Origin of the sequence: Sinomicrobium sp. (assembly GCA_029266035.1) — a bacterium.
GTDB lineage: Bacteria > Bacteroidota > Bacteroidia > Flavobacteriales > Flavobacteriaceae > Sinomicrobium.
Genome location: JAJUFH010000005.1, coordinates 18,711 through 31,253 on the forward strand (window position 1 = coordinate 18,711; position 12,543 = coordinate 31,253).

General features: G+C 43.4%; 10 protein-coding genes and 1 tRNA gene. 5 read left to right on the forward strand and 6 right to left on the reverse strand.

What is annotated here, in order from left to right; all coding sequences use genetic code 11:
* Positions 1-40 precede the first annotated feature (40 nt).
* The 5 genes from ilvC to ACYZZR_RS04455 all read right to left on the reverse strand — a co-directional run bounded on the left by ilvC (position 41) and on the right by ACYZZR_RS04455 (position 6,871).
* The gene (gene ilvC / locus ACYZZR_RS04435) at positions 41-1,510 is read right to left on the reverse strand and encodes a ketol-acid reductoisomerase (protein WP_461532795.1); all 1,470 of its coding nucleotides are present in this window, start codon (positions 1,508-1,510) and stop codon (positions 41-43) included.
* A gap of 74 nt (positions 1,511-1,584) precedes the next feature.
* The gene (ilvN, locus tag ACYZZR_RS04440) at positions 1,585-2,109 is read right to left on the reverse strand and encodes an acetolactate synthase small subunit (protein WP_461532796.1); all 525 of its coding nucleotides are present in this window, start codon (positions 2,107-2,109) and stop codon (positions 1,585-1,587) included.
* Positions 2,110-2,142: 33 nt separating this feature from the next.
* Positions 2,143-3,876 (reverse strand): biosynthetic-type acetolactate synthase large subunit, encoded by a 1,734-nt coding sequence (gene ilvB, locus ACYZZR_RS04445; RefSeq protein ID WP_461532797.1) that lies wholly within the window; start codon positions 3,874-3,876, stop codon positions 2,143-2,145.
* 71 nt (positions 3,877-3,947) lie between these two features.
* A complete protein-coding gene (ilvD, locus tag ACYZZR_RS04450; protein WP_461532798.1) occupies positions 3,948-5,621 on the reverse strand; it encodes a dihydroxy-acid dehydratase in 1,674 nt (557 codons plus the stop codon).
* A 608-nt stretch (positions 5,622-6,229) separates the two neighbouring features.
* Positions 6,230-6,871: a protein-L-isoaspartate(D-aspartate) O-methyltransferase gene (locus ACYZZR_RS04455; protein WP_461532799.1), complete on the reverse strand. Its 642-nt coding sequence runs from the start codon at positions 6,869-6,871 to the stop codon at positions 6,230-6,232.
* 239 nt (positions 6,872-7,110) lie between these two features.
* On the opposite strand from ACYZZR_RS04455, the gene ACYZZR_RS04460 reads away from it, so the two are divergent.
* From ACYZZR_RS04460 to miaA, 5 genes are all read left to right on the forward strand, one after another.
* Complete coding sequence (locus ACYZZR_RS04460; protein WP_461532800.1) at positions 7,111-8,070, forward strand: Gfo/Idh/MocA family oxidoreductase; 960 nt, start codon at positions 7,111-7,113, stop codon at positions 8,068-8,070.
* An 18-nt stretch (positions 8,071-8,088) separates the two neighbouring features.
* Positions 8,089-8,976 carry a 3-hydroxyacyl-CoA dehydrogenase family protein gene (locus ACYZZR_RS04465; protein ID WP_461532801.1) on the forward strand — a complete coding sequence of 296 codons (888 nt, stop codon included), beginning with the start codon at positions 8,089-8,091 and terminating at the stop codon, positions 8,974-8,976.
* 159 nt (positions 8,977-9,135) lie between these two features.
* Positions 9,136-9,795, forward strand: a complete 660-nt coding sequence (locus tag ACYZZR_RS04470) for a YggS family pyridoxal phosphate-dependent enzyme (RefSeq protein ID WP_461532802.1) — start codon at positions 9,136-9,138, stop codon at positions 9,793-9,795.
* Between the two features lie 61 nt (positions 9,796-9,856).
* Entirely contained in the window at positions 9,857-11,239 is a 1,383-nt protein-coding gene (locus ACYZZR_RS04475; protein WP_461532803.1) for an exonuclease domain-containing protein, read from the forward strand.
* The gene (gene miaA / locus ACYZZR_RS04480; RefSeq protein ID WP_461532804.1) at positions 11,236-12,156 is read left to right on the forward strand and encodes a tRNA (adenosine(37)-N6)-dimethylallyltransferase MiaA; all 921 of its coding nucleotides are present in this window, start codon (positions 11,236-11,238) and stop codon (positions 12,154-12,156) included. Before ACYZZR_RS04475 ends, miaA begins: the two co-directional genes overlap by 4 nt.
* Positions 12,157-12,400: 244 nt before the next feature.
* On the opposite strand, the gene ACYZZR_RS04485 is transcribed toward miaA, so the two are convergent.
* A tRNA-Tyr gene (locus ACYZZR_RS04485) sits at positions 12,401-12,482 on the reverse strand.
* Positions 12,483-12,543 lie beyond the last annotated feature (61 nt).

The following is a 12,543-nucleotide window of genomic DNA, read 5'->3' on the forward strand; positions in this document are numbered from 1 at the left end:
CCGGGTTTGCCGGGGTAACAGTCTTAGCTGCTTTATGTCATTAAACTATTTTTTTCATTTCGGTCATTGAAGCGCGGAGATAGGCACCTACTTTTTCTACAGGGTGTTGTCTTATTGCGTCATTGACTTGTATGAGTTCTCGGTTGTCTACGGTATTGTCTGTACTGAACGATTTTCCTATGACGTTGGTATCTATCTTTTTCATAAAGTCGGCCAGTAGAGGCTTACAGGCGTGATCAAAAAGATAGCATCCGTATTCAGCGGTATCGGAGATAACCCTGTTCATTTCGTAGAGTTTTTTCCTGGCAATTGTATTGGCGATAAGGGGAGTTTCGTGCAGGGATTCGTAATAAGCCGATTCTGCAATAATACCCGCTTCCGTCATGGTTTCAAAAGCCAATTCTACTCCCGATTTTACAAAAGCTACCATGAGTACACCGTGATCGAAATATTCCTGTTCGGCAATAGGTGCTGAGGTAATCTCTGTTTTTTCAAAAGCAGTTTCTCCTGTTGCTTTTCTCCAAGTCAATAGGTTTTTGTCGTCGTTTGCCCAGTCTTCCATCATGGTTTTTGAGAAGTGTCCGGTCATAATATCGTCCATATGTTTTTGGAACAGCGGACGCATAATGTCTTTTAACTCTTCCGAAAGTCTGAAAGCTTCTATCTTGGCGGGGTTAGACAGTCGGTCCATCATATTGGTAATTCCTCCGTGTTTCAAAGCTTCGGTAATGGTTTCCCAGCCGTATTGTATCAATTTGGCAGCATAGGCTGGATCTATACCTTTTTCTACCATTTTGTCGAAACTGAGGATAGAGCCTGTTTGCAACAATCCGCACAAAATAGTCTGCTCACCCATAAGGTCAGATTTCACTTCTGCTACAAACGAAGAACGCAATACTCCTGCACGGTGTCCTCCGGTAGCTGCAGCATAGGCTTTAGCCTGCTCAAGTCCGTCACCGTTAGGATCGTTTTCGGGGTGAACTGCAATCAGCGTAGGCACTCCAAATCCGCGTTTGTACTCTTCTCTTACCTCAGACCCCGGACATTTAGGGGCTACCATAATAACAGTGATGTCTTTGCGAATTTGCATACCTTCTTCTACGATGTTGAATCCGTGAGAATAAGACAGTGAAGATCCTTTTTTCATCAGAGGCATGATGGCATTGATTACAGCAGTGTGCTGTTTGTCTGGGGTCAGGTTGCACACCAAGTCAGCTGTAGGGATGAGCTCTTCGTAAGTACCTACTTTAAAACCATTTCCGGTAGCATTTTTATACGATTGTCTTTGCTCTTTAATAGCTTCTTCGCGAAGGGCATAGGAGATATCCAGTCCGGAATCTCTCATATTGAGCCCTTGATTGAGCCCTTGAGCACCACAACCTACGATTACGATCTTTTTACCGAGAAGTTTTTTTACACCTTCGTCAAATTCGGAGCTATCCATAAATTCGCATACTCCTAACTGTTGTAACTGTAGCCTCAACGGAAGCGTATTAAAGTAATTTGCCATTTTTATTATTTATTTTAATATTCAATTTAGATTGTTTAATTTACTGCAATACAGTAGTTTAATTTTAAATTTCATCAGACACTTTGGAATTCTTCTAGCAGTGCAGATATGTTCATTTCGCTTTTCGATACCGATATTCTTCCCGAGCGCACAAATTGCATAATTCCGAAAGGCAATAGCTCGTTATACAAGGCATCGGTTTCGTGACGTCGTCCTGTCTTTTGAATTACGAAAAAATCTCGAGCCACAGTAACGATACTGGCATTGCTGTTTTTTATGATGTTTTGTATTTGCCTTTCGTCGAAAAGCAAGCTCGATTTGATTTTAAACAGTGCAGATTCCTGATAAATGGTCTCATCATCGGTGTGATAATAAGCCTTGATAACCTCTATCTGTTTTTCCAATTGTCCTACTATTTTCTGCACCTGATCTTCACTCATCTCTGCAACGATAACGAAGCGGCTCACATTTTCGATTTCAGACTCCGAAACTGTAAGGCTTTCGATATTGATATGTCGTTTTAAAAAGATGGCCGAAATGCGGTTTAGCAGCCCTATATTGTTTTCCGAATATACGGAAACGGTATACGTATTGTTCATTTTCGTGTTCTGGTTTTTATTATGGCCTTTTGTTTATTCGAGTCTGCAATCGGCTACCGATGCTCCTGTCGGAATCATTGGGAATACATTGTCTTCTCTTTCCACACAAACCTCGAGAAAATAGGCTTCTTCTGAGGCTATCATTTCGTCGATGGCTCCGTCGAGCTCCTCTCTTTTGGTCACCCGTTTTGCTGGGATATGATATCCTTTAGCAATAGTGATAAAGTCGGGGTTTACCAATTCGGTAGACGCGTATCGCTTGTCGAAGAACAGCTGTTGCCACTGTCGTACCATTCCTAAAAAGTCGTTGTTGAGTACCACGATTTTCACCGGAATCCTATTTTGGAAAATGGTTCCGAGTTCCTGTATAGTCATCTGATATCCGCCATCACCGATAATAGCAACTACTTCTCTTTCTTCAGCTCCCATTTTGGCTCCAATAGCTGCCGGAAGCGCAAATCCCATAGTTCCGAGTCCGCCCGAAGTCACATTGCTCTTACTTTTACTAAACTCGGCATATCGGCAGGCGATCATTTGGTGCTGACCAACGTCGGTAACGATTACCGCCTCAGAATTTGTACGCTTATTAATACGTCTGATGACCTCTCCCATAGTGAGTTTTTCTTTCTCGGGGAAAAGATCGTTTTTAATCACTTTGTCGTATTCTATGGCATATTTGTCTTTAAACTCCTGATGCCAGGCTTCGTGCTTATTTTCGTTTACCAAAGGCAACACTTGTGCAAGCGTTTCTTTGAGATCACCGAGCACGGCCACATCGGTTTTTACGTTTTTGTCAACTTCAGCCGGATCGATTTCAAAATGAACTACCTTGGCCTGTTTGGCATAGGTTTCCAGATTACCCGTAACCCTATCGTCAAAGCGCATTCCCAATGCGATGAGAACATCACATTCATTAGTCAGTATGTTTGGCGCATAATTACCGTGCATCCCTACCATTCCGGTGTACAATTCGTGATTGGAAGGCAAGGCCGAAAGTCCTAATGCGGTGCTAGCAGCGGGAATTCCCGTCTTTTCTATAAATGCTTTTAATTCTGTCTCAGCCTTACCGAGGATTACTCCTTGTCCGAAAACGATAAATGGTTTTTTAGCTGCATTGATCAGGGATGCTGCTTCTTGAACCTTTTCCGGTTTTACCGAAGGCTTTGGTGCATAGCTTCGAATTCCGGTACACTTCTTATAGGTGAAATCAAATTCCTCAAATTGTGCATTCTTGGTGATGTCGATTAACACAGGACCCGGACGTCCGGAACGCGCTATATAGAAAGCCTTAGCCAGTGCTATTGGAATATCAGCAGCTTTGGTAACCTGATAGCTCCATTTGGTAACCGGAGTAGATATACCGATAATATCCGTTTCCTGAAAAGCGTCGGTACCTAGTAAATGACGGGCTACCTGACCGGTGATACACACCAAGGGAGTAGAATCTATTTGAGCATCTGCAATACCGGTAACGAGATTGGTTGCTCCGGGTCCGGAAGTAGCCATTGCGACCCCAACTTTTCCGCTGACCCTTGCATAACCCTGAGCGGCATGTGCAGCTCCTTGTTCGTGACGTGTGAGTACATGACGCAATTGATCCTGAAATTTGTACAATTCGTCATATACCGGCATAATAGCTCCTCCGGGATATCCGTAAATCAGATCTACTCCTTCTTCGAGAAGGCAACGGATAACGGCTTCTGCACCACTTATTTTTATGGCAGCTTTTGTTTCCGTTTCTGCTAATCTTTCCTTTAATGTTTCCATACTTATGTGTTATTGCTGGACGATTATAGGGTGCGCAACTTTTGTTTTTTGCACCCTATTGGTGAAAAATTTTAGAATTCGTCTGTCACACAACCTTCTGAGGCAGACGAAACTGTTTTGGCGTATTTGTAAAGTATTCCTTTTTTGTGTTTTAGCGGTGGTTGTTGCCACTTGGCTCTTCGCTCGTTCAACTCCTCTTCGGTAAGAGCGACATCTATGGTGTTTTTTACCGCATCTATGGTGATCGTATCTCCGTTTTGTACCAATGCGATATTCCCTCCGTCTTGAGCTTCGGGAGATACGTGACCTACGACAAAGCCGTGAGAACCACCTGAAAAGCGCCCATCGGTGATAAGAGCGACGTCCTTGCCGAGTCCGGCACCCATTATGGCCGCTGTAGGTTTGAGCATTTCCGGCATTCCAGGACCTCCCTTAGGTCCTTCATAGCGAATAATCACAACGTCTCCTTTTTCTACCTTACCTTCTCTAATCCCTTGATTAGCGGCAAATTCACCGTCAAACACCTTGGCTTTTCCGGTAAAACTAAGCCCTTCTTTTCCGGTAATTTTAGCCACCGCACCTTCTGTGGCAAGATTGCCAAACAATATGCGGATGTGTCCGGTTTCTTTGATGGGTTTGTCCAGCGGATGTATGATGTCTTGTCCTTCTTCCAGATCGGGGAAAGCCTCGAGGTTTTCGGCCAGAGTTTTTCCGGTAACTGTCAGGCAGTCGCCGTGTAGCATTCCCTCTTTAAGCATAAACTTCAACACAGCAGTAATACCCCCTACCTCGTGCAGGTCTTCCATAACGTATTTTCCACTCGGTTTTAAGTCGGCCAGAAGTGGAGTACTTTCGCTGATCTTCCTGAAATCATCTAATGAAAACGGTACCTCTGCGGCTTTGGCAATAGCCATAAAGTGAAGGACTGCATTGGTAGATCCTCCCAGAACTGTTACTAGTCGGAAAGCGTTTTCTAGCGATTTACGAGTAACAATATCTCTGGGTTTAATATCGTTTTCCAACAAGTATCTCAAGGCCTTTCCGGCTGCGATACAGTCTTCTTTTTTTCCGTCGTTTTCTGCCGGAACAGAAGAACTCTGAGGTATAGACATCCCCATAGCCTCTATGGCCGAAGCCATGGTATTGGCGGTGTACATCCCTCCGCAAGCTCCAGCTCCCGGACAGGCTTTGTGTATTACATTTTTATACTCGTCTTCTGAAATACTTCCGGCCACCTTACTACCCCAAGCTTCAAAGGCAGAAATCACATCCAGTTTTTTACCGTTGTGGCAGCCTGCAGCTATAGTTCCTCCATAGACCAGTACTGAAGGCCTGTTTATTCTCAACAGCCCCATAAGAGCACCCGGCATGTTTTTGTCGCAACCCACTACGGTTACAGCTCCGTCATAACACATTCCGTTGACCACCGTCTCTACGGAGTCGGCTATAATATCTCGGGAAGGAAGGGAATAGCGCATTCCTTCGGTCCCCATAGAGATACCGTCGCTCACCCCTATGGTATTAAAAATAAGACCTACAAGATCGACTTCTGTCGTTCCTTGTTTTACGTATTCGGCTAATTTGTTGAGGTGCATATTACACGGATTACCTTCATAACCGGTGCTCGCAATACCTATCAGCGGCTTCTTGAGGTCTTCATCACTGAGCCCCAATGCGTGTAACATCGCCTGAGCAGCGGGCTGTGTAGGATCCTGTGTAACTTGTCTGCTATACTTATTTAACATTTTTTAATAAAAATTAGTTTTTCCTATAATACTTTACGGGCAGCTAAAATATTTCATATAAAATCTCTAGTATTTTAACACGATTTCCGTTCTTTAAACTCAAATACTCCAATGAGATACTACATTGTTGATACACAGTTGTTTAAGCTGTATTCTGTTATCATATCCAAAAATTAATATTCTAAAAAAACAAAAGACCTGTGTCTTGCTTTCGGTCGACACAGGTCTTTTGTACAACACACAAAGTCACCGCATCAACCCGAAAACAGATCGACGACAACAATGACAATAATAATGCTATACTGTATCACAATAACTACTTTAAAACAAAAAAGCCTTTCCAAGAATACAGGAAAGGCTTTTCAAATCGTTTTATACATACCATTTCCCGCTAAGGCGACAGAATCACCACAGTAATGACAGTAATAATATGTATAAAATGTCTTTTCATGCTTGAACAAATATCCAAAAGTTTTTTTAATTGACAAGCAGTTAGGTATAATTTATTTGCTTTTACTTTCAAAAATCATAATCGTAGTGTATTGCGTTGTAGGAGATGAAACGCTGAATAGCTATTCTTTGACACAACCCGACAATTCTCTACCCTTTCAATTCTTATTTTCCAACAGCGGCACAAAACGAAATTCTCCGAATTCACTTTTTTCAAATTCCTTTGCTGATTTCCGAATAAATAAGGTCATAATCTGGGGGTCATCACCTACTGGAATCACCAGTCTCCCTCCTATTTTTAGTTGTGCCAATAGTGCTTTGGGCACTTCCGGTGCTCCGGCAGTAACTATAATTCCGTCGAAGGGAGCCTCTTCGAGGAGTCCTTTATAGCCATCGCCGAAAATCATTTTTTTAGGTCGATACCCCAGCCTGGGAAGGAAAAGGCTGGTTCGCTTAAACAGCTCCAATTGCCGTTCAATAGTGTACACCTTAGCTTTCATTTCCAGAAGCACTGCCGTTTGATATCCGCTTCCTGTACCTATTTCCAAAATCTTCCTTCCCGGGTCTACTTCCAGCAATTCGGTTTGGAAGGCCACGGTATATGGTTGAGAGATGGTTTGTCCGGCAGCTATGGGAAAAGCCTTGTCTTGATAGGCGTGATCTTCAAAGCTGCTATCCATAAAAAGATGTCTGGGTACCTGCCTCACGGCATCGAGCACCCGGGGGTCTGAAACCCCTTTACTCGCAACTATTTCTGCGAGCTGATTGCGTTTTCCTCTGTGTTTCAGGGTATCTTTCAAGGTCGTAATAAAAATTGATGTGCAGGTAAAGTTACAACGAAAAAACAATTGGGCAAATCCGTAATGTCGGTTTGTGGTTTGTAGTTACTCATTAACCCCATAACCCATTAACCCAATAACCCAACAATAGTTGATTAATTCTTAACTGGTAGTTCTTAGTTTGTGGTTAATATTCCCTATATTCTTAAGTGGGATTGCTCTGAAAACCTTATTTTTGTTGAAATCAATAAATTGTTTTTATGCTTAAAGCAGGAGTTCTGGGTGCCGGACACCTTGGAAAAATTCACCTTCGATTGCTCAATCAATCTGATAAGTACGAATTGGTCGGTTTTTACGACCCAAATCAGAAAAACGCTCAGAAAGTAGTCAAAGAATTTGGTTATACTTCTTTTACTTCCATAGATGAGCTTATTGATGCCGTAGATGTGGTAGATATTGTCACTCCTACCCTTTCGCATTTCGACTGTGCAGAGAAAGCGCTAAAAAAAGGCAAACATATCTTTGTAGAAAAGCCCATCGCGAATACGGTCGAAGAGGCCGATGCTATCATTGCACTCGCAGAGAAATACGGACTCAAAGGACAAGTAGGACATGTAGAGCGGTTCAATCCGGCTTTTATGGCAGTGAAAGATAAGATCAGTAGTCCGATGTTCATTGAGGCTCACCGTCTGGCGGAATTCAATCCGAGGGGAACCGATGTGCCTGTGGTATTAGACCTGATGATACACGATATCGACATTATATTGAGCTTGGTAAACTCTCCCGTAAAGAGCATCAATGCCAGCGGTGTATCGGTAATCAGCAATTCGCCGGATATTGCCAATGCGCGTATCGAATTTGAAAACGGCTGTGTGGCCAATCTCACGGCCAGTAGAATCTCCTTGAAAAATATGCGCAAGTCTCGATTTTTTCAAAGAGATGCTTATATCTCAGTCGATTTCCTCGAAAAGAAAGTAGAGGTTGTCAAAATGAAAGATGCAGCTAAAGAGGAGGACGAATTTGCATTGATTTTACAAAATGCCGAAGGGGTGAAAAAACAAATCTATTTCGAAAATCCGAAAATAGCGGCAAACAACGCCATACTCGACGAATTGGAAACCTTTGCCGATGCCATAGTCAATAATACTACGCCCGTGGTGACACTCACTCACGGTAAAGAAGCTCTTAAAGTAGCAATGGAAATCATCGCCAATTTCTAAACAAATTAAACATACACTATGAAAAATATTGCAGTTATCGGTGCCGGAACCATGGGAAACGGTATTGCACATACTTTTGCACAATCGGGTTTTGAGGTACAACTCATCGATATTTCAGCACAGGCGCTGGAAAAAGGAATAGCTACTATAGCAAAAAACTTAGATCGCATGATCGCCAAAGACACCATCAGTGAAGCGGACAAAACTGCAACTCTGGCAAGAATAAACCCTACTACTGACTTAAAACAAGGGGTGAATGGCGTTTCTCTAGTCGTAGAAGCCGCTACCGAAAACATCGATCTTAAACTCGACATCTTTCGCAAACTGGAAGAGTACTGTAGTGCAGAAACTATTCTGGCTACCAACACCTCGTCTATATCCGTTACCCGTATCGCTTCGGCAACTCGAAGAGCCAATAAGGTGATTGGGATGCACTTTATGAATCCCGTACCCTTGATGAAACTGGTAGAGATCATACGAGGATACGACACTTCCGATGAGATTGCAAATACGATCATCTCGCTTTCTGAACAACTAGGAAAAGTGCCGGTAACGGTAAACGACTATCCGGGATTTGTGGCCAATCGCATACTGATGCCTATGATCAACGAATCGATAGAAACCCTTTATCACGGCGTAGCCGGAGTTGCCGAAATCGATACCGTGATGAAATTGGGGATGGCCCACCCTATGGGACCGCTACAACTGGCCGATTTTATCGGATTGGACGTTTGCCTGTCTATACTGAATGTGATGTACGACGGATTTAAAAACCCGAAATACGCCCCCTGTCCCCTCTTGGTAAATATGGTCACCGCAGGGAAATTGGGAGTGAAATCGGGAGAAGGATTTTACGATTACAGCGAGAGCAAAAAAGCAGAAAAAATATCATCGATGTTTTTGTAACTCGTAGAGCCGTTGCACTGCAACGGCTTTATATGTACAGCATATATGGTTGTTGTAGTATATGTAAGGTCGTTGCACTGCAACGACCCCACAAAAAGGTTGCAGTGCAAAGCCCTCACAAAAAGGTTGCAGTGCAAAGCCCCCACAAAAAAAATAATAATGAGCATAGCAGAGAATCTAAAAATAATAAAATCAGCATTGCCCGAAGGGGTTAGTCTTGTTGCAGTTTCCAAAACCAAACCGGTGGCCGACCTTATGGAGGCCTATGAGACCGGACAGCGAATTTTTGGAGAAAACAAAATACAGGAAATGACCGAAAAATGGGAGCAGTTGCCCAAGGATATCGAATGGCATATGATAGGTCATGTCCAGCGAAACAAGGTAAAATATATGGCCGAATACGTCTCCCTCATTCACGGGGTAGACAGTCTGAAGCTCCTGAGAGAGATAAACAAACAAGCGTCAAAATACCAACGCAGTATTTCCTGCCTACTGCAGGTGCACATCGCAGAAGAAGAGACCAAATTCGGACTGGATGAGAGTGAGGTATTAGCATTGTTGCAATCGAATGAGTTACGGGAGTTGACTCATGTAAAGGTGGTCGGACTTATGGGGATGGCTACTTTTACAGATAGTGAAGCCCAGATAAGAAAAGAGTTTGGCGGACTAAAAGAACTATTTGATCAGGCAGCCTCTATCGATTCAGAAATCCGGATTCTCTCCATGGGGATGAGCGGGGATTACAAGATAGCTATAGACTGCGGCAGCACTATGGTTAGAATAGGAAGTAGTATATTTGGGGCGAGGAATTATCATTAATTTTTTTCAGAACACCTCCCAACAGGACGGTTTCTGTGCACAGAGTCAGAGCATAGCATATATGTACGCAATACTAGACATCGAAACGACGGGAGGACAATACAATGAAGAAGGTATCACCGAAATAGCCATACACCGCTTTGACGGACACAAGGTAACCGACCGTTTTATCAGCTTGATCAATCCTGAAAGAGACATACAGCCCTTTGTGGTAAAACTGACCGGGATAAACAATGCTATGCTACAGTCGGCCCCAAAGTTTTACGAGGTGGCAAAGCGCATTGTTGAGATTACAGAAGGCTGTACTGTCGTAGCTCACAATGCTCAGTTCGACTACCGTATACTCCGTACCGAATTTCAACGCCTCGGATTTGATTTTAAGAGAAAAACCCTCTGTACAGTAGAACTCTCCAAAAAACTAATTCCCGAAGCCGAGTCGTACAGTCTCGGTAAACTGGTGCGATCGCTCGGCATCCCGGTAAGCGACAGACACCGGGCAAACGGCGATGCTCTGGCCACGGTAAAACTGTTTAAGTTACTTCTCGCCAAAGATCAATCCAAAACCATAGTCACAGAAACTATCAAATCTGAAGATACCGGGACACTGTCGCCCAAACTGCTCAATATTATAGAAGACCTTCCGGAAACAACGGGTGTGTACTACGTTCACCGCAAAGACGGCAATATTGTTTTTATAGGAAAGAGCAAGAACATAAAGAACAAGCTAAACAAAGAGTTTTCGCGTACCGGAAAAAAGTGGAAACTCATACAGCAGGAAGTCAGCGCAATCACCTATGAAGAAACCGGTAGTATTCTTATCGCAGCGCTAAAGGAACACGACGAGATCAGAAAAAACAAACCAAAATACAACCCTCAATACAGAAATGCGCTGTTCTCTTACGGACTCTATTGCAATGCCGATGAAAAGGGCTACCTCCGCCTCTATGTAGAGCGTGCAGGGGGGAGATACAAAAAGAGTTTGAATCCGATAACCACCTTTACCTCCGAACACGAGGCCAAAAACCTGCTGTACAAGCTGACCGAAGAGTTTGAATTGTGTATGAAACACAACGGATTATCTCAGGCGAAAAAGCACTGTCACAATTATACCGTGCAAAAATGTCACGGAGCTTGTATAGCCGAAGAGTCGGCGGAGGAATACAACAAACGAGTGCAAAGCGCGCTAAGCAAATACAGCTATCCCCATCCCAATATGCTTGTCGTAGATCGAGGGCGCAGTACTGGTGAACGAAGTGTAGTGATGATAGAAAACTCTGTTTTTAAAGGTATTGCATTCTTTGATCTCAACTATCAAATCAACAATATTAAAATACTTCGACAGGTGCTTACTGCTATGAGTAATACGGCAGATACGCAGCATATTATACAGTCTTATCTCAGAAAAAACAAAGGTTATAAAATTGTAGAATTCACCAATACTTGAAACCAAAACACCACAAATATCTGATTAGCGTTATAGGGCCAACGGCTATTGGCAAAACTGCCCTCGCCATTCAACTTGCCAAGCATTTCAACACTGCTATTATCTCTGCAGACTCCAGGCAGTTTTACAAGGAAATGACTATAGGTACCGCCGTTCCCTCGGCGAAAGAACTCGCGGCGGCTCCTCATTACTTTATTCAACACAAAAGCATATTCGAGACCTATACGGTAGGTGATTTTGAGAATGATGCCATAAATCTTTTGGACAAACTCTTCCAAAAACACGATATCGTAGTCATGGCCGGAGGAAGCGGTCTGTATGTAAATGCCGTGCTATACGGACTCGACGATTTTCCCGAGGTGCCACAGGAAGTACGCAATGCGTTAAATAACACACTACAGCAAGAAGGCATTACCGCATTGCAGCGGGAGTTAAAAAAACGAGATCCCTCTTATTACCATCAGGTAGATCTCCACAATCCCCATCGGCTTATCAGAGCACTCGAAATAAGCAGAGGAACTGGAAAACCCTACTCCTCCTTTCTCAAGGGCAAAAAACAATCCCGCCCTTTCCAGATTATTTCCGTAGCTCCCGACGCCGATCGAGAACTGATTTACGACCGCATCAATCGCCGAGTAGATATTATGATGCAAAACGGCCTGCTGGAAGAAGTTAAAAGACTGCTCCCCCACCAGAATCTCAATGCCCTTCAAACCGTTGGCTATAAAGAATTGTTTAGCTACCTCAAAGGAGATTGCGAATTGGAGTTTGCCGTAGCGGAGATCAAAAAAAACACCCGAAGGTTTGCCAAACGACAGCTTACCTGGTTTAACAAACAAACGGATACCATCAAAGTAGATTTTCAAGCGGAAAGCTTCGATATTATTGCTAAGATTTCAGAGCAGATAGTTTTGTAGTTGATTAGTTTGTGGTTTTTTAAAGAGATGACCACGTCGCGCTTTGCTACGCCGGCGCTCCTCGCCATGGTCTTGCAGTTGGTTAGTTTGTGGTTTGTTAGTTGATAGGACTTTCTCCCCTTCTCCAAGTCTCAGATTACCTCGCTGCGCTCGGTGATCCGTAAGGGTGCCCCTTACTCAAAGATTTAACCCCTCCAGCTTACAAAAACCTGTGGCTTTTGACGCTGGAGGGGTTAAATCTTTGTGGGGAGAGCAGGATTCGAACCTGCGAAGGTAAAACCAACAGATTTACAGTCTGTCCTCGTTGGCCGCTTGAGTATCTCCCCAAAACCATATACAGCGCTAGCTGTACCGCAAATTTTGAGCTGCAAATATAGGATTGTTTTG